Origin of the sequence: Aeromonas bivalvium (assembly GCF_046078285.1) — a bacterium.
GTDB classification, from domain to species: domain Bacteria; phylum Pseudomonadota; class Gammaproteobacteria; order Enterobacterales; family Aeromonadaceae; genus Aeromonas; species Aeromonas bivalvium.
Window position 1 is genome coordinate 35482 of sequence record NZ_JBGXBV010000007.1, and the last position, 16842, is coordinate 52323.

18 protein-coding genes are annotated in these 16842 nt (G+C 55.1%); 8 read left to right on the top strand and 10 right to left on the bottom strand.

The genetic code is table 11. From position 1 onward, the window contains the following. Positions 1–210: 210 nt before the first annotated feature. The 5 genes from ACEUCR_RS15335 to intI1 all read right to left on the bottom strand — a co-directional run bounded on the left by ACEUCR_RS15335 (position 211) and on the right by intI1 (position 4533). Complete coding sequence (locus tag ACEUCR_RS15335) at positions 211–1530, bottom strand: type II toxin-antitoxin system HipA family toxin (RefSeq protein WP_042864682.1); 1320 nt, start codon at positions 1528–1530, stop codon at positions 211–213. After that, positions 1530–1784 carry a helix-turn-helix domain-containing protein gene (locus ACEUCR_RS15340; protein WP_017410478.1) on the bottom strand — a complete coding sequence of 85 codons (255 nt, stop codon included), beginning with the start codon at positions 1782–1784 and terminating at the stop codon, positions 1530–1532. The genes ACEUCR_RS15335 and ACEUCR_RS15340 overlap by 1 nt, the downstream gene beginning before the upstream one ends. A 525-nt stretch (positions 1785–2309) precedes the next feature. Next, a complete protein-coding gene (locus tag ACEUCR_RS15345) occupies positions 2310–2885 on the bottom strand; it encodes a recombinase family protein (RefSeq protein ID WP_001173919.1) in 576 nt (191 codons plus the stop codon). A gap of 126 nt (positions 2886–3011) precedes the next feature. Next, positions 3012–3311 carry a type II toxin-antitoxin system YafQ family toxin gene (locus ACEUCR_RS15350; protein ID WP_429140627.1) on the bottom strand — a complete coding sequence of 100 codons (300 nt, stop codon included), beginning with the start codon at positions 3309–3311 and terminating at the stop codon, positions 3012–3014. 208 nt (positions 3312–3519) lie between these two features. Then, entirely contained in the window at positions 3520–4533 is a 1014-nt protein-coding gene (gene intI1 / locus ACEUCR_RS15355) for a class 1 integron integrase IntI1 (protein ID WP_000845048.1), read from the bottom strand. A gap of 351 nt (positions 4534–4884) precedes the next feature. On the opposite strand from intI1, the gene ACEUCR_RS15360 reads away from it, so the two are divergent. The 8 genes from ACEUCR_RS15360 to ACEUCR_RS15395 all read left to right on the top strand — a co-directional run bounded on the left by ACEUCR_RS15360 (position 4885) and on the right by ACEUCR_RS15395 (position 11367). Next, positions 4885–5541: a quinolone resistance pentapeptide repeat protein QnrVC4 gene (locus ACEUCR_RS15360; protein ID WP_000361704.1), complete on the top strand. Its 657-nt coding sequence runs from the start codon at positions 4885–4887 to the stop codon at positions 5539–5541. A 166-nt stretch (positions 5542–5707) separates the two neighbouring features. After that, positions 5708–6262: an AAC(6')-Ib family aminoglycoside 6'-N-acetyltransferase gene (aac(6')-Ib, locus tag ACEUCR_RS15365; protein ID WP_022631510.1), complete on the top strand. Its 555-nt coding sequence runs from the start codon at positions 5708–5710 to the stop codon at positions 6260–6262. A gap of 214 nt (positions 6263–6476) precedes the next feature. After that, positions 6477–7736 (top strand): chloramphenicol efflux MFS transporter CmlA5, encoded by a 1260-nt coding sequence (locus ACEUCR_RS15370; RefSeq protein WP_012300772.1) that lies wholly within the window; start codon positions 6477–6479, stop codon positions 7734–7736. Positions 7737–7854: 118 nt separating this feature from the next. After that, on the top strand, positions 7855–8754 hold the full coding sequence (locus tag ACEUCR_RS15375; protein ID WP_000706731.1) for an inhibitor-resistant extended-spectrum class A beta-lactamase VEB-1: 900 nt from the start codon (positions 7855–7857) through the stop codon (positions 8752–8754). A gap of 144 nt (positions 8755–8898) precedes the next feature. After that, a complete protein-coding gene (gene aadB / locus ACEUCR_RS15380) occupies positions 8899–9432 on the top strand; it encodes an aminoglycoside nucleotidyltransferase ANT(2'')-Ia (RefSeq protein ID WP_000381802.1) in 534 nt (177 codons plus the stop codon). Between the two features lie 67 nt (positions 9433–9499). Beyond that, on the top strand, positions 9500–9973 hold the full coding sequence (gene dfrA14, locus ACEUCR_RS15385) for a trimethoprim-resistant dihydrofolate reductase DfrA14 (protein ID WP_004201280.1): 474 nt from the start codon (positions 9500–9502) through the stop codon (positions 9971–9973). A gap of 220 nt (positions 9974–10193) precedes the next feature. Further along, a complete protein-coding gene (gene mobC, locus ACEUCR_RS15390; protein WP_001144737.1) occupies positions 10194–10460 on the top strand; it encodes a plasmid mobilization relaxosome protein MobC in 267 nt (88 codons plus the stop codon). Positions 10461–10602: 142 nt separating this feature from the next. After that, the gene (locus ACEUCR_RS15395) at positions 10603–11367 is read left to right on the top strand and encodes an IS6-like element IS6100 family transposase (RefSeq protein WP_001389365.1); all 765 of its coding nucleotides are present in this window, start codon (positions 10603–10605) and stop codon (positions 11365–11367) included. 492 nt (positions 11368–11859) lie between these two features. On the opposite strand, the gene mphR(A) is transcribed toward ACEUCR_RS15395, so the two are convergent. The 5 genes from mphR(A) to ACEUCR_RS15420 form a co-directional block, all read right to left on the bottom strand. Then, entirely contained in the window at positions 11860–12444 is a 585-nt protein-coding gene (gene mphR(A), locus ACEUCR_RS15400; RefSeq protein ID WP_001137892.1) for a macrolide-binding transcriptional repressor MphR(A), read from the bottom strand. Further along, positions 12444–13682, bottom strand: coding sequence for a macrolide resistance MFS transporter Mrx(A) (gene mrx(A), locus ACEUCR_RS15405; RefSeq protein WP_000004159.1), 1239 nt, complete (start codon positions 13680–13682; stop codon positions 12444–12446). The genes mphR(A) and mrx(A) overlap by 1 nt, the downstream gene beginning before the upstream one ends. Next, entirely contained in the window at positions 13679–14584 is a 906-nt protein-coding gene (locus tag ACEUCR_RS15410) for an Mph(A) family macrolide 2'-phosphotransferase (RefSeq protein ID WP_000219391.1), read from the bottom strand. The genes mrx(A) and ACEUCR_RS15410 overlap by 4 nt, the downstream gene beginning before the upstream one ends. A 121-nt stretch (positions 14585–14705) precedes the next feature. After that, complete coding sequence (locus tag ACEUCR_RS15415) at positions 14706–15410, bottom strand: IS6-like element IS26 family transposase (protein WP_001067834.1); 705 nt, start codon at positions 15408–15410, stop codon at positions 14706–14708. 46 nt (positions 15411–15456) lie between these two features. Further along, entirely contained in the window at positions 15457–16725 is a 1269-nt protein-coding gene (locus ACEUCR_RS15420) for a DNA-binding domain-containing protein (RefSeq protein WP_000179845.1), read from the bottom strand. Positions 16726–16842: the final 117 nt, after the last annotated feature.

The window sequence follows — 16842 nt, forward strand, 5'->3', positions numbered from 1 at the left end:
ATAGTCCATTCTCGATCGTGCAGCCTTCCCATATGAATCAACGCGATGCCACCACACGCAGTCAAAGCCGCCTTTTAGGTGAGTTTTGAACATATTTTGAACCGACTATAGCATCGTCCGGTGCCTAGAAAGCCGCTTTACTCTTCGAACCGTGCAAGTTTCCCCATAGGTAGTTTGGCTAACCGTGCAGTCATCCCACATACCGCCAATTTAATCCCAACCCTTTATCAGCCTGGCTGAGCGGGCTTTTAGGCCCTCTAGAATGGTGCTGCTGATGGTATCGGGGAAGTCTGCTGGCAATTGCTGGGTAACGCGCTCAATAACATCATCAACGGAGTTGGCCAGTTCTGTCAGGATCTCTTCCATAGCAGAACGCTCAAATCCCACAGTTTTTGCCGTTTGGAAGAAATGACGCGGGAATATCTGCTCAATGGAGTACTTCTTTCCCTTGCTGCTTGCTAGGCCCATAGCGAGCTTGGCGTCCCTTCGGTTGAGGCCTCGGCCACCAAACACTGGATAGACAGATAGGATGTCGTAAAAAGGGGTCAGGCGAAAACGCCCTTCCGGTTCAATAAAGACCGAGAAGTTCTTTGCATGGCCATCGGTGGCTGCCAGCAGCCAGAACAGGACCTGAGATTTCATGAACAGGTAGCGATCCTGTTCTGGTGTCGCAGAGCCCAGCAAGGTTTTCATGATGTCTGTGATCCCTGGTCCTCCATGGCTCTCGTATTTCCGTGCTGACGGAACATTCAATACCTGACAGAAATCTTCTTGGGGAAGGCGCATTATCCAACTGCGATCGGCAGCGTAACGTCTGTCGAAGCGTTCCACAGCCAGTGCTTTGACCTGGCCAACCTGCATCATGAAGCAGTGAGGTACGGGTAGACCAAACTCCTTGGCAATCAGAGTGCAGAGATATTCGTTTTCTACGCTCTGGGAGAGGTCTATCGAGTAGGAGTGGCTTTCAATCTTGCCGATAGGGAGTTTGATAATGTGGGTTGTCGGCGTTGCTTTGAGTGGCAAGTACCAACGGCCATCGATATAGAGCAGCGCAGTCTTTTCTTGCGCCCCGGCGATAGAGATCCGGAACTCCTCTTGCTCCCTGACCATCCCCAAAGGGATTCCTGATTTGTAGCTGGTCAGGATCTGCTCGAGCTCGTCATCGGAAAGTGCCTTGTAGTCGATTCGCCTGACATCTGGAACATCGTGCCCTTCGGTAACCAGCTGTAATGCCCCTACGCTATCCTGGCCAATGCAACTGAGCAGATCGAAGGGCTGGGTTGATGCCGCTTGATAGCGTGCTACAACCCTGTTTCTCACCTCCGTATTATCTGGCAGCAGGTTGTCGAAGAAGTTATAGGCTTCATCGCCCCGGTAGGCCTGATGGCGCAATGGCATGGAGAGTGAGATCGGACGGCTGCCCGGTTGTGCTAGCCATGACTCATGGTACTGAAACTGATGGGCGCCGCTGGTAGTTTTGGTGAATGTGCCTACCCGATAGCCGTTCATGTAGACAGCCAGATTGGCCATTACCACTCCTCCTTCCAGCCCGATGCCGGACTCTCGGATGACTCATTGCGGGGTTTGATATCCACTGACAATTCGAGTGCTGCGAGGATCTTGAACAGGGTTTCCAGCTTGGTGGACTCAGGATTGAGCTCGAAGCTGGAGACTGTGTCTTGCCTAATCCCCACTTTCTCGGCCACTTTGCCTTGAGAGAGCTTTTGAGAAAGCCTGGCATCCTTGATACAGGCGCTCAGCTGCTTGGCGCTGGTTACTTTCATGATTCGACAACCTGGTAGCGTGCCTTCTTCCAATTTACACGCTATGGCAGGTATATCAATATTTACCTGTTACAGGTGGTAAATGTAACTTACACGCTGTAGGCGGTATCTAACATTTATCCCCTATAGCGGGTAAGAGAACAGCAGACGGGGAGATTACCAAGCCATGGGGTAAAGAACTGCCGCGCTACGCTTGGCTGCTGGCTTGTTCGGTGAGTCGAAAAGATGACTCACCTCAAAGCCCAGCTTCTGTAGATTTCCTCCTTTGGCATCCCATTCAGCAGATCAGGAATGGTGAGCAACGTCGCTTAAATACTCAAATACAACTCAAAAGCGACTTTGTGATGACGGATCACACTTAAAGTTTGTGCTGTCAGATCAAAAGGCTATCGAAAGGTTGTGTTTCGATCGTCATGTGGTGGTTCTAAAAAGGTATACCTAATGGGAACTACATCTCGGGTGGCAAAAAACTATTTTGGAACCATTTAAAATGCTGTCGTTTTCAGAAGGCGACTGCACGAAATATCAGGAGTCGGCTGCACTGCCAGAACTGGCCGCCTGCAAGGCAGCGTAGAGAGCGGTTTTTCCTACCTTGAGGCGTGCGGCGGCCTCGCGGACATTCAAGCCGTTGGCGACAAGCTCCCGCGCTCGTTGCAACTTGTCGGCAGTGACAACCGGCTTGCGTCCGCCTTTGCGCCCGCGTGCGGCGGCAGCGGTCAACCCGGCCTTGGTGCGCTCGCGGATCAGGTCGCGCTCGAACTGGCCCAGCGCACCGAACACATGGAAGATGAGCCGTCCGCCCGGCGTGGTGGTGTCGATGTTTTCAGTCAACGAGCGGAAGCCGACGCCCCGTGCTTCCAGCTTGCCGACCGTCTCAATCAGGTGCGGCAGGGAGCGGCCAAGCCGATCCAGCCGCCAGACGACCAGCACATCGCCATCGCGCAGATAAGCCAGCGCATCGGCCAAGCCGGGCCGGTCTGCCTTGGCCCCGGATGCCGTGTCCTCGAAAACCCGTTCGCAGCCTGCATTGCGCAGCGCATCCGTCTGCAAGGCGGTGTCCTGTTCCGCCGTCGATACCCGCGCATAGCCGATGAGTGCCATTTCCGCCCATTTGTCCGTTATACCGTCCGCCTATCTTATTGTCCGTCATCCCGTTGCGCAAGATGTTTTCGGACAGGCGTCCGGTTTGGCCGCCTAATGATCGTTTGGCGGACAAGGCGACTGGCATCAGCCGAACAGCTCGCTATGGGAGCCAAGCCGCGCCAGTCGCAGGGTGTCGGCGTCGGACTTGCGGTAGATCAGCAGCAGGTCGGGCTTGATGTGGCATTCGCGGTAGCCCGCCCAATCGCCGGAAAGATCGTGGTCGCGGTATCGCACATCCAGGGGCAGATCGGTCGCCAGCGCGACCAGAACCGGCTTGAGGTCATCATTCGTGCAGCGGACTCCTGATACTGTTCGTTCAATAGACGACTGCACAACAGCCTTCAAACCGCGTTGTCTGGTGCAGTCGTCTTCTGAAAATGACACAAAAACTGTCGTTTTCAGAAGACGGCTGCACTGAACGTCAGAAGCCGACTGCACTATAGCAGCGGAGGGGTTGGATCCATCAGGCAACGACGGGCTGCTGCCGGCCATCAGCGGACGCAGGGAGGACTTTCCGCAACCGGCCGTTCGATGCGGCACCGATGGCCTTCGCGCAGGGGTAGTGAATCCGCCAGGATTGACTTGCGCTGCCCTACCTCTCACTAGTGAGGGGCGGCAGCGCATCAAGCGGTGAGCGCACTCCGGCACCGCCAACTTTCAGCACATGCGTGTAAATCATCGTCGTAGAGACGTCGGAATGGCCGAGCAGATCCTGCACGGTTCGAATGTCGTAACCGCTGCGGAGCAAGGCCGTCGCGAACGAGTGGCGGAGGGTGTGCGGTGTGGCGGGCTTCGTGATGCCTGCTTGTTCTACGGCACGTTTGAAGGCGCGCTGAAAGGTCTGGTCATACATGTGATGGCGACGCACGACACCGCTCCGTGGATCGGTCGAATGCGTGTGCTGCGCAAAAACCCAGAACCACGGCCAGGAATGCCCGGCGCGCGGATACTTCCGCTCAAGGGCGTCGGGAAGCGCAACGCCGCTGCGGCCCTCGGCCTGGTCCTTCAGCCACCATGCCCGTGCACGCGACAGCTGCTCGCGCAGGCTGGGTGCCAAGCTCTCGGGTAACATCAAGGCCCGATCCTTGGAGCCCTTGCCCTCCCGCACGATGATCGTGCCGTGATCGAAATCCAGATCCTTGACCCGCAGTTGCAAACCCTCACTGATCCGCATGCCCGTTCCATACAGAAGCTGGGCGAACAAACGATGCTCGCCTTCCAGAAAACCGAGGATGCGAACCACTTCATCCGGGGTCAGCACCACCGGCAAGCGCCGCGACGGCCGAGGTCTTCCGATCTCCTGAAGCCAGGGCAGATCCGTGCACAGCACCTTGCCGTAGAAGAACAGCAAGGCCGCCAATGCCTGACGATGCGTGGAGACCGAAACCTTGCGCTCGTTCGCCAGCCAGGACAGAAATGCCTCGACTTCGCTGCTGCCCAAGGTTGCCGGGTGACGCACACCGTGGAAACGGATGAAGGCACGAACCCAGTGGACATAAGCCTGTTCGGTTCGTAAGCTGTAATGCAAGTAGCGTATGCGCTCACGCAACTGGTCCAGAACCTTGACCGAACGCAGCGGTGGTAACGGCGCAGTGGCGGTTTTCATGGCTTGTTATGACTGTTTTTTTGTACAGTCTATGCCTCGGGCATCCAAGCAGCAAGCGCGTTACGCCGTGGGTCGATGTTTGATGTTATGGAGCAGCAACGATGTTACGCAGCAGGGCAGTCGCCCTAAAACAAAGTTATGTGTTTTTCTTGCAAGCGCCATGATTAATCAAAACTTTTTTCTAGCCATGCGGCATGGGTGAATTAAAAAACAGTGCCTTAGAGCGTCAATTTGGTACCTTATTTTTGCGATTTTAAGTGGTTGTAAGTTGCTGTTTTTAAGGTGTTTATTTTTCTTGAGAACTGGTTGGTAAATGTTAGTCTTCGACTCAAATAGAAAGAGGGCCAGAAAATGGATAAAACAGACCAGTTATATGTACAAGCAGACTTTTCACATCAAGACATGAGTGGTCAGTATTTTAAAAATTGCAAATTTTTCTGCTGTTCCTTTAAACGAGCGAACCTCCGCGATACACAATTTGTAGATTGTTCTTTCATTGAACGAGGTGAATTAGAGGGGTGTGATTTTTCTTACTCGGATCTTAGAGATGCATCTTTTAAAAACTGCAGTCTTTCAATGTCGTATTTCAAAGGTGCAAATTGTTTTGGTATCGAGTTCAGAGAATGCGATTTAAAGGGTGCCAATTTTGCTCAAGCTAGCTTCATGAATCAGGTATCGAACAGAATGTATTTTTGTTCAGCTTATATAACAGGTTGTAATCTTTCATACGCCAACTTTGAAAGGCAGTGTATCGAAAAGTGTGATTTGTTTGAGAATAGATGGATTGGCGCAAATCTGAGTGGTGCATCATTTAAAGAGTCTGATTTAAGTCGGGGAGTATTTTCTGAAGGGTGTTGGAGCCAGTGTAGGTTGCAAGGTTGTGATTTGAGCCACTCGGAGTTGTATGGTTTAGACCCTCGGAAAGTTGACCTTACAGGTGTAAAAATCTGTTCGTGGCAGCAAGAACAACTTTTAGAGCAATTAGGTTTAATAGTAGTTCCTGACTAAATTTGATGGTTTGAACACACACATAACAAACGCCTCAAGAGGGACTGTCAACGCGTGGCGTTTCCAGTCCCAATGAGCTGTGGTGGTTACGGCTGTTGTGTTTGGGTTTAGTGTCATGCGTTGCCAGCCCCTTAGGCGGGCGTTAGGCATCACAAAGTACAGCATCGTGACCAACAGCAACGATTCCGTCACACTGCGCCTCATGACTGAGCATGACCTTGCGATGCTCTATGAGTGGCTAAATCGATCTCATATCGTCGAGTGGTGGGGCGGAGAAGAAGCACGCCCGACACTTGCTGACGTACAGGAACAGTACTTGCCAAGCGTTTTAGCGCAAGAGTCCGTCACTCCATACATTGCAATGCTGAATGGAGAGCCGATTGGGTATGCCCAGTCGTACGTTGCTCTTGGAAGCGGGGACGGATGGTGGGAAGAAGAAACCGATCCAGGAGTACGCGGAATAGACCAGTCACTGGCGAATGCATCACAACTGGGCAAAGGCTTGGGAACCAAGCTGGTTCGAGCTCTGGTTGAGTTGCTGTTCAATGATCCCGAGGTCACCAAGATCCAAACGGACCCGTCGCCGAGCAACTTGCGAGCGATCCGATGCTACGAGAAAGCGGGGTTTGAGAAGCAAGGTACCGTAACCACCCCAGATGGTCCAGCCGTGTACATGGTTCAAACACGCCAGGCATTCGAGCGAACACGCAGTGATGCCTAAGTCAAACGTTGGGCGCACAATAAGGCTCCTCGCAGAGTTGCTTGAAAGTTGTTACGATTCAAATTCAATCATGAGATAGTCAGCAGATGAGCACTTCCAAGAACGCAGACAAGTAAGCCGCAGCAACCTTCATTTTTCGGTTGTTGCGGCGTTCTCATGAATCCTTTTGCTCTACGGGAGCGCCGCCAAATCCTTTGTTCAAGGAGATGGTTTCGTGCGCTCAAAAAACTTTAGTTGGCGGTACTCCCTTGCCGCCACGGTGTTGTTGTTATCACCGTTCGATTTATTGGCATCACTCGGCATGGACATGTACTTGCCAGCAGTGCCGTTTATGCCAAACGCGCTTGGTACGACAGCGAGCACAATTCAGCTTACGCTGACAACGTACTTGGTCATGATTGGTGCCGGTCAGCTCTTGTTTGGACCGCTATCGGACCGACTGGGGCGCCGCCCCGTTCTACTGGGAGGTGGCCTCGCCTACGTTGTGGCGTCAATGGGCCTCGCTCTTACGTCATCGGCTGAAGTCTTTCTGGGGCTTCGGATTCTTCAGGCTTGTGGTGCCTCGGCGTGCCTTGTTTCCACATTTGCAACAGTACGTGACATTTACGCAGGTCGCGAGGAAAGTAATGTCATTTACGGCATACTCGGATCCATGCTGGCCATGGTCCCGGCGGTAGGCCCATTGCTCGGAGCGCTCGTCGACATGTGGCTTGGGTGGCGGGCTATCTTTGCGTTTCTAGGTTTGGGCATGATCGCTGCATCTGCAGCAGCGTGGCGATTCTGGCCTGAAACCCGGGTGCAACGAGTTGCGGGCTTGCAATGGTCGCAGCTGCTACTCCCCGTTAAGTGCCTGAACTTCTGGTTGTACACGTTGTGTTACGCCGCTGGAATGGGTAGCTTCTTCGTCTTTTTCTCCATTGCGCCCGGACTAATGATGGGCAGGCAAGGTGTGTCTCAGCTTGGCTTCAGCCTGCTGTTCGCCACAGTGGCAATTGCCATGGTGTTTACGGCTCGTTTTATGGGGCGTGTGATACCCAAGTGGGGCAGCCCAAGTGTCTTGCGAATGGGAATGGGATGCCTGATAGCTGGAGCAGTATTGCTTGCCATCACCGAAATATGGGCTTCGCAGTCCGTGTTAGGCTTTATTGCTCCAATGTGGCTAGTGGGTATTGGTGTCGCCACAGCGGTATCTGTGTCGCCCAATGGCGCTCTTCGAGGATTCGACCATGTTGCTGGAACGGTCACGGCAGTCTACTTCTGCTTGGGCGGTGTACTGCTAGGAAGCATCGGAACGTTGATCATTTCGCTGTTGCCGCGCAACACGGCTTGGCCGGTTGTCGTGTACTGTTTGACCCTTGCAACAGTCGTGCTCGGTCTGTCTTGTGTTTCCCGAGTGAAGGGCTCTCGCGGCCAGGGGGAGCATGATGTGGTCGCGCTACAAAGTGCGGAAAGTACATCAAATCCCAATCGTTGAGAGAATGTGGCAAGCTATCGCCCAACAAATCGCTGCAGCCGACCCAAAACCGCTACGCGGTTTCGGTCGGCTGAGCTCAGGCGTTAGCGGTAATTTAACCAGATAGGAGTACAGACATATGAAAATCGTAAAAAGGATATTATTAGTATTGTTAAGTTTATTTTTTACAATTGTGTATTCAAATGCTCAAACTGACAACTTAACTTTGAAAATTGAGAATGTTTTAAAGGCAAAAAATGCCAGAATAGGAGTAGCAATATTCAACAGCAATGAGAAGGATACTTTGAAGATTAATAACGACTTCCATTTCCCGATGCAAAGCGTTATGAAATTTCCGATTGCTTTAGCCGTTTTGTCTGAGATAGATAAAGGGAATCTTTCTTTTGAACAAAAAATAGAGATTACCCCTCAAGACCTTTTGCCTAAAACGTGGAGTCCGATTAAAGAGGAATTCCCTAATGGAACAACTTTGACGATTGAACAAATACTAAATTATACAGTATCAGAGAGCGACAATATTGGTTGTGATATTTTGCTAAAATTAATCGGAGGAACTGATTCTGTTCAAAAATTCTTGAATGCTAATCATTTCACTGATATTTCAATCAAAGCAAACGAAGAACAAATGCACAAGGATTGGAATACCCAATATCAAAATTGGGCAACCCCAACAGCGATGAACAAACTGTTAATAGATACTTATAATAATAAGAACCAATTACTTTCTAAAAAAAGTTATGATTTTATTTGGAAAATTATGAGAGAAACAACAACAGGAAGTAACCGATTAAAAGGACAATTACCAAAGAATACAATTGTTGCTCATAAAACAGGGACTTCCGGAATAAATAATGGAATTGCAGCAGCCACTAATGATGTTGGGGTAATTACTTTACCGAATGGACAATTAATTTTTATAAGCGTATTTGTTGCAGAGTCCAAAGAAACTTCGGAAATTAATGAAAAGATTATTTCAGACATTGCAAAAATAACGTGGAATTACTATTTGAATAAATAAAAAACTACCGCTAACACTGGCTCATAGGCAATGGCGGGTTGAAGTGCAATTTGCAAAGTCGGTAGCCCGCCCGAGCGTTTTCTCGGTTTGACAGGAAAGGCTCACGCAAACCGCCACTGCCCATAGCCCAAACCGTTAGGCCGCATGGACACAACGCAGGTCACATTGATACACAAAATTCTAGCTGCGGCAGATGAGCGAAATCTGCCGCTCTGGATCGGTGGGGGCTGGGCGATCGATGCACGGCTAGGGCGTGTAACACGCAAGCACGATGATATTGATCTGACGTTTCCCGGCGAGAGGCGCGGCGAGCTCGAGGCAATAGTTGAAATGCTCGGCGGGCGCGTCATGGAGGAGTTGGACTATGGATTCTTAGCGGAGATCGGGGATGAGTTACTTGACTGCGAACCTGCTTGGTGGGCAGACGAAGCGTATGAAATCGCGGAGGCTCCGCAGGGCTCGTGCCCAGAGGCGGCTGAGGGCGTCATCGCCGGGCGGCCAGTCCGTTGTAACAGCTGGGAGGCGATCATCTGGGATTACTTTTACTATGCCGATGAAGTACCACCAGTGGACTGGCCTACAAAGCACATAGAGTCCTACAGGCTCGCATGCACCTCACTCGGGGCGGAAAAGGTTGAGGTCTTGCGTGCCGCTTTCAGGTCGCGATATGCGGCCTAACAATTCGTCCAAGCCGACGCCGCTTCGCGGCGCGGCTTAACTCAGGTGTTAACCCAGGATGAGAACCTTGAAAGTATCATTGATGGCTGCGAAAGCGAAAAACGGCGTGATTGGTTGCGGTCCAGACATACCCTGGTCCGCGAAAGGGGAGCAGCTACTTTTTAAAGCATTGACCTACAATCAGTGGCTTCTGGTGGGTCGCAAGACGTTTGAATCTATGGGCGCACTCCCCAATAGGAAATACGCGGTCGTTACCCGCTCAGGTTGGACATCAAATGATGACAATGTAGTTGTATTTCAGTCAATCGAAGAGGCCATGGACAGGCTAGCTGAATTCACCGGTCACGTTATAGTGTCTGGTGGCGGAGAAATTTACCGAGAAACATTACCCATGGCCTCTACGCTCCACTTATCGACGATCGACATCGAGCCAGAGGGGGATGTTTTCTTCCCGAGTATTCCAAATACCTTCGAAGTTGTTTTTGAGCAACACTTTACTTCAAACATTAACTATTGCTATCAAATTTGGAAAAAGGGTTAACAAAGCTATGCAATCGACGGCAAAAAGCTTCGTTCGCTTCGCGCACTACGCCTTTTCCGCGATTGATAGCGACGTTATGTGAATATTGAAATGAGCATTCCAAAGAAAGGAAGTAGAAAAATTATCGTGGGCGAAAATGAGTTTTTGTGGCTCATTAGGTCAAAACTCACATATTCGCAGGACTGTTTAGGTACAGAAATGACTGCGGTCGTTGAACCGGATGCCGGTCCTCACTGATGAAGAAGTGAACACCGTACGGGAATCGTGCCGGCAGCTTGGAGCTATCGGCCGGAACCTCAACCAGGTGGCCAGGGCCTTGAACATCGAGTTCAGGGAAAGTGACAAGCTCAAGCAAGAGGCCATCGAAAAACTGGCCGAACGGATCGACCAGCATTTGGACCATGTGTCTGAGCTGTTCGATAAGACCTGGAGCCGGTGGCACGATTGTCATTTTCAGAAGACGACTGCACCAGTTGATTGGGCGTAATGGCTGTTGTGCAGCCAGCTCCTGACAGTTCAATATCAGAAGTGATCTGCACCAATCTCGACTATGCTCAATACTCGTGTGGGCTCTGTTGCAAAAATCGTGAAGCTTGAGCATGCTTGGCGGAGATTGGACGGACGGAACGATGACGGATTTCAAGTGGCGCCATTTCCAGGGTGATGTGATCCTGTGGGCGGTGCGCTGGTATTGTCGCTATCCGATCAGCTATCGCGACCTTGAGGAAATGCTGGCGGAACGCGGCATTTCGGTCGACCATACGACGATCTATCGCTGGGTCCAGTGCTACGCCCCGGAGATGGAGAAGCGGCTGCGCTGGTTCTGGCGGCGTGGCTTTGATCCGAGCTGGCGCCTGGATGAAACCTACGTCAAGGTGCGGGGCAAGTGGACCTACCTGTACCGGGCAGTCGACAAGCGGGGCGACACGATCGATTTCTACCTGTCGCCGACCCGCAGCGCCAAGGCAGCGAAGCGGTTCCTGGGCAAGGCCCTGCGAGGCCTGAAGCACTGGGAAAAGCCTGCCACGCTCAATACCGACAAAGCGCCGAGCTATGGTGCAGCGATCACCGAATTGAAGCGCGAAGGAAAGCTGGACCGGGAGACGGCCCACCGGCAGGTGAAGTATCTCAATAACGTGATCGAGGCCGATCACGGAAAGCTCAAGATACTGATCAAGCCGGTGCGCGGTTTCAAATCGATCCCCACGGCCTATGCCACGATCAAGGGATTCGAAGTCATGCGAGCCCTGCGCAAAGGACAGGCTCGCCCCTGGTGCCTGCAGCCCGGCATCAGGGGCGAGGTGCGCCTTGTGGAGAGAGCTTTTGGCATTGGGCCCTCGGCGCTGACGGAGGCCATGGGCATGCTCAACCACCATTTCGCAGCAGCCGCCTGATCGGCGCAGAGCGACAGCCTACCTCTGACTGCCGCCAATCTTTGCAACAGAGCCCGCCGTGCTAGTCTGCTCGGTGATGGTGGAGTGAAGCCAACCCGCAATCGGGTTATGAATCTGCATCGCGATTCGCAATCAGCTGTCTCTTGAGCATGTCGAACTCCTGCGATGTTATCTCGCCGTGCTCGTGCTGCTACACCAACTTGTCCAACTCATCCGCCACACCGCTCCCCACCACCTGCGATGGCCAGGTTGTTTGCTGGGCGCATTGGCGGAGTATCGTCTCGACCCGGGACACCCACACCGGCACAACCTTACGGGAGTGATTCACTGTCAAAGAATCGGCCCGGTGCTCTGACGCAAGTATCGGGATGGTCACCATTTGTAAGCCGTAGACCTGAGTGGTGATCAAGACTTCGATACCACCGACCGTACCGGTACTAATCGACGACGGTCGTGTTCGTCGCCTGCCGCAGGGACTCTGCACACCTCCGTTTACGCATGTGCCTGGAGGAGTTGGAAATCGTCGTGTTCGGGAAACATTAAACACAGGATGGCAGCGATCTGAGCCAGCACATGATCAGCTAGCTCACCATCCGGATCGACGGCCCACTGCATCGTCGCGCCAGCGATGACCGAGTGCAGGAGCAACTCAGCTGCCGCAGGAGCACCTGGGGGCAGTCGCTTGCGGATCCCCTCCACCACCGCGCGGTTCCGCTGGATCGCAAGCGTGCGTAGCTCCGGCACCTGGAGCTCGTACCAGGAGATGAGATAGTTCACCGAGAAGTCGTTGCGAGTGTTCATGCTCCGAACGAGCACCTGCAAAAATTCCCAGAGCCCTTGCGGCCCTGCGCCTATCGGTATCGCATTCAGGTAATGCCGCACCTGCTCGACGCCGCGCTCCATCATCCTCACCAGCAGCGTATCGCGGTTGGTGAAGCGCTGGATTAACGCTGCGCGGGAGAGCCCCACCTCCTTTGCTACTCCGCTGAGCGTGAACTCTATGGGACCGCAACGCTTCAGCACTACGGTGGCGGCCTCGAGTACCTCGTCATCGGACTTGAGCTTGGGGCGGGGCATCAGTGTTCACCTTCTGTATGGGTTGGGGCGGAGGCTGTGGCTGCCGCCGCCATTGTAGCAAATTGAAGACGGAGCGAGAGTAGAGCCACGAGCCCCGCAAACACGGCCGATACAACGAGGCCAGGGAGCGGACCAGCAAGGTCGACAAACGCGCCGGCCGCAAGCATAACCATGGGCGAGGCTGACAGCATCACCGCCGAGACCGTGCCGAGTACCCGGCCGAGAAGTTCTGGCGGCGTGCGGTTGTAGATGGCAGCGTTGAGAATGGGAGAGACTGAGCCGGTCAGCAGTCCCACGAGCGCGCCCAACAACATCAGCACCGGCACGCCTGGCAACTGTGAAAGCAGAAGCGAGCCCACCGCAGAGCCACAAAATGCCACCGCCAGCCAGTTCTGCGCTGATATCCGGGCGCCGACCGACGCATGAATGGCAATGCCAAGGAGACCACCAGCCCCCATCATTGAGGAGAACAGCCCGAGCTCTGCTACTTGGCGTCCTGCATCTACAAACAGCGCAGGCATGATGACGCTGCCGTTGGCGCCAACGATGCCCACGAAGATCATCACTATACCAAAGAGAGGGCGCAGCAGGGGTTCGCTCCAGAGAAAAGCGACGCCGGCGCGCATGGAGAGAGTCGCCGTCGTGGTCATCGTCCGAGCGGCACGCGCGGGAAGCACCCACGCGCCGAGCAGACCTGCAAGGACGGAGCAGAACGCCGTCAGCCCGAGCGTTGGCGCAGCGCCAAGCAGGCCGATTGCGGCCCCCCCAAGGGCCGGGCCACCTAGAATCGCGACGTTCCCGATCACCGCTTTCAGTGACGAGACGCGCTCAACGGAGAGCCCGGCGACGTGGCCGAGTTTGGGCAGCTCACTGTCCTGCGCGGCCATACCGGGTGCGTCGAACGCGGCACCGAGCACCACGCAAGCGATCAGCCCAGTGTTCGAGAGGGCGCCAACGGCATCGAGCAGTGGGATGCTCGCCATGGCCACGCCGCCCACCACACCCGAGATCAATGCGACGGGCGCGCGCCCGAACCGATCGACGAGGCCACCACCAACCCACGCGCCGATGATGGTCGCGATGACGCTGCTAGCGGCCGTGGCGCCCGCCCAGGCCGCGCTCTTTGTATGAGACAGGACGAACCATGGAAGCGCGAGGGCCGCCACCGCGTTGCCGATCCGGAAGAGAAAGGTCGCCGCGAACAGCGTCGCGAGCGGGCTATATCGACGTTCGCTCATTCCGCTGCGGCGAGCTGCGCCTTCGCCGCAGCGAGGTACTCTTCGTTACCCGAGTCGAGGGCGAAGAGTGCGTAGGTGACCGCCCCGAACGCAAGGCGCTCCGCGATGTGGTGGGCGAGCCGCGGCCACACCCGGCCACCGGCCGCTTCATACGTGAGGAGGAGCTTCGCGAGCCCCTCTTCACCAAAGACCATAAGGTGCGCGGCCATGTCGATGGCAGGGTCATCAACGCGGGCCTCGCTCCAGTCGATCATCCCGCTGACGCGCTCCGTGTTGTCGATGAGCACATGGCCCACGTAGAGATCGCCATGCACCACCACGGAGAAATCTGGCCACGACGAATCGTCGTCGAGCCAGCGCTGCCACCGGTGGAGGCGCTTGTCGTTCACCACGAACTCGCGTCGGACGCGGTCAACGTCGTCGGCCACCTTCTGACGGGCCTGCGTCGGTGTACGGATGAGCATCCCCGCATCCACGGCGGCGGAAATGGGGACGGCATGCAGGGCGGCGAGCGCGGTCGCGAAGCTCTCCGCGAAGACCTCCGAGTCCTGCGGCACGACCCAGTCGGGCGTGGACGAACCAGGCTGGATGACCATCGCAGTCGAGTCTTCGAGCATGGGATAGGCAACGAGCTCGGCGTTGGCCACGCGCCAGTCCGGCACCGCGAACGGCAGGCGATTCTTGAGCATTGCCAGCACCCGCGCCTCTGGTTCGACCTTCGCGCTTACCTCGGCTCGGCGCGGGATGCGCAGCACCCACCGACGTCCATCGTCGACGGTGGCGATCACGATCCTATAGTCGAGCCCAAGCTCATTGACAGTCAGCGGGCCATGGAGCTTGAGCCCATGTCGGGCTGCAAGTGCGTACAGTTGGGAGGTATCGGCGGTCGTGACTACGGTCATGATTCACTCCTGAGGGCTTGACGGGTTTAGCCACCTAAATGTAACAGTCACGTCGGTTATATTCAATCCGGCACTGTTGCAAAGTTAGCGATGAGGCAGCCTTTTGTCTTATTCAAAGGCCTTACATTTCAAAAACTCTGCTTACCAGGCGCATTTCGCCCAGGGGATCACCATAATAAAATGCTGAGGCCTGGCCTTTGCGTAGTGCACGCATCACCTCAATACCTTTGATGGTGGCGTAAGCCGTCTTCATGGATTTAAATCCCAGCGTGGCGCCGATTATCCGTTTCAGTTTGCCATGATCGCATTCAATCACGTTGTTCCGGTACTTAATCTGTCGGTGTTCAACGTCAGACGGGCACCGGCCTTCGCGTTTGAGCAGAGCAAGCGCGCGACCATAGGCGGGCGCTTTATCCGTGTTGATGAATCGCGGGATCTGCCACTTCTTCACGTTGTTGAGGATTTTACCCAGAAACCGGTATGCAGCTTTGCTGTTACGACGGGAGGAGATATAAAAATCGACAGTGCGGCCCCGGCTGTCGACGGCCCGGTACAGATACGCCCAGCGGCCATTGACCTTCACGTAGGTTTCATCCATGTGCCACGGGCAAAGATCGGAAGGGTTACGCCAGTACCAGCGCAGCCGTTTTTCCATTTCAGGCGCATAACGCTGAACCCAGCGGTAAATCGTGGAGTGATCGACATTCACTCCGCGTTCAGCCAGCATCTCCTGCAGCTCACGGTAACTGATGCCGTATTTGCAGTACCAGCGTACGGCCCACAGAATGATGTCACGCTGAAAATGCCGGCCTTTGAATGGGTTCATGTGCAGCTCCATCAGCAAAAGGGGATGATAAGTTTATCACCACCGACTATTTGCAACAGTGCCCATCGGCGTAGTAGTGGATGTGGTCGATGACAAAGCCGGTGCGGGTCAGCGTGCGCCGGAGGATCGGCAGAAAATCGACCAGGAACGAAGTAGCGCGTGTGACGACGGCCGGTACGCCGACACGCGCCACGGCCTCGGCCCAGCGCGCGGCCGGCGGTTGGAGCAGGCCGTTGTGCACCGAACCGTGGTAGGTGCCGACCGCCAATGTGAGCCAGCGCTCTAGCTCGCGCAGCGTCAGGGCGGCCTTGTTTTCGGAATCGTAGTCGCCGCGCTGGTCAGGGTTGGAGAAGGTCGTTCCCGGCAGTTCGTCGTGAATCATCTGCATCGCCGTGCCGATGATCCGTTCCACGATGCCGCCATAGTGCGGCTGTCCCAGCGGGCGATAGTCCAGCCGGATGCCATGCTGCTCGCAACCCCGGCGCAGGGCCTCGCTCTTGAACTCGGCCGCGTTGTCTAGGTAGAGCAGCAAGGGCTTGCCGCTCATCTGCCAATCCATTTCCACGTTCAGTCCTTCCAGCCAAGGGCGCTTGTCGCAGGCGACATGCACGAGGCACAGGCCAACCGAAACGGCAGACGGCGCTTCCAGCGTGACGACCATGCCGAGCACGCAGCGGGTGAACACGTCGATGGCGAGGGTCAGGTACGGGCGGCCAATAGGTTGCCGGTCGCGGTCATCGACCACGATCAGGTCGATGACCGTATGGTCTATCTGCACCTGCTCCAGCGGCGCGGTCACGGCAGGAGGCTCGCCGCCCACACCTTGTAGGTCACGAGCGGCATCCTGGCCTTCCCGCCGGCGGATGACCTTGCGCGGGTCAAGGCTAGCGATCCGTAAGGCCACGGTATTGCGCGCCGGCACTCGCAGTTTTTGAGCCTTGCACACCTGAGTGACTTCGCGGTGAAAGGCCGCTAGGCTGCGCTTCTGCTTGGTCAGGAACCGCTTTTGCAGTAGCTCGTGGATGACGCGCTCGACCGGTTCCGGCAAGCGCCCCTTACCTTTACCTCCACCGGACTGGCCGGGCACCAGATCCGTCACGAGGCCGCTGCCTTGCCGGGCACGCCGGATCAGAACGTATACCTGGCGCCGAGACAAGCCCAGCGCCTGAGCCGCCATATCGGCCGCTTCGTGCCCGACCGTCTCCGACTGCGCCAACGGACTGATGATCTCCGCACGACGGCGCGCACGCTCCCAAGCCTCATCAGGCAGAGTGGCCACGCCTTGTTCTGGAATCCGTGGGGTGTCCGTCGCCATGCTCAGGGGTTCTAGGGATTTTCCGTCCAAAAACGACAAAGTGCTCTGGAGGCCACGCCGTCCGCGGCCTCCAGAGGGGTATTACTTTTTTGGCGCTTCACATAGCCAGTCACAATA

Bases quoted from the DNA above. Each gene is read 5' to 3' on its own strand.
- ACEUCR_RS15335 (WP_042864682.1), bottom strand. From the start codon at position 1,530: ATGGCCAATCTGGCTGTCTACATGAACGGCTATCGGGTAGGCACATTC.
- ACEUCR_RS15340 (WP_017410478.1), bottom strand. From the start codon at position 1,784: ATGAAAGTAACCAGCGCCAAGCAGCTGAGCGCCTGTATCAAGGATGCC.
- ACEUCR_RS15345 (WP_001173919.1), bottom strand. From the start codon at position 2,885: ATGGCACTCATCGGCTATGCGCGGGTATCGACGGCGGAACAGGACACC.
- intI1 (WP_000845048.1), bottom strand. From the start codon at position 4,533: ATGAAAACCGCCACTGCGCCGTTACCACCGCTGCGTTCGGTCAAGGTT.
- ACEUCR_RS15360 (WP_000361704.1), top strand. From the start codon at position 4,885: ATGGATAAAACAGACCAGTTATATGTACAAGCAGACTTTTCACATCAA.
- ACEUCR_RS15375 (WP_000706731.1), top strand. From the start codon at position 7,855: ATGAAAATCGTAAAAAGGATATTATTAGTATTGTTAAGTTTATTTTTT.
- aadB (WP_000381802.1), top strand. From the start codon at position 8,899: ATGGACACAACGCAGGTCACATTGATACACAAAATTCTAGCTGCGGCA.
- mobC (WP_001144737.1), top strand. From the start codon at position 10,194: ATGCCGGTCCTCACTGATGAAGAAGTGAACACCGTACGGGAATCGTGC.
- ACEUCR_RS15395 (WP_001389365.1), top strand. From the start codon at position 10,603: ATGACGGATTTCAAGTGGCGCCATTTCCAGGGTGATGTGATCCTGTGG.
- ACEUCR_RS15410 (WP_000219391.1), bottom strand. From the start codon at position 14,584: ATGACCGTAGTCACGACCGCCGATACCTCCCAACTGTACGCACTTGCA.
- ACEUCR_RS15415 (WP_001067834.1), bottom strand. From the start codon at position 15,410: ATGAACCCATTCAAAGGCCGGCATTTTCAGCGTGACATCATTCTGTGG.
- ACEUCR_RS15420 (WP_000179845.1), bottom strand. From the start codon at position 16,725: ATGGCGACGGACACCCCACGGATTCCAGAACAAGGCGTGGCCACTCTG.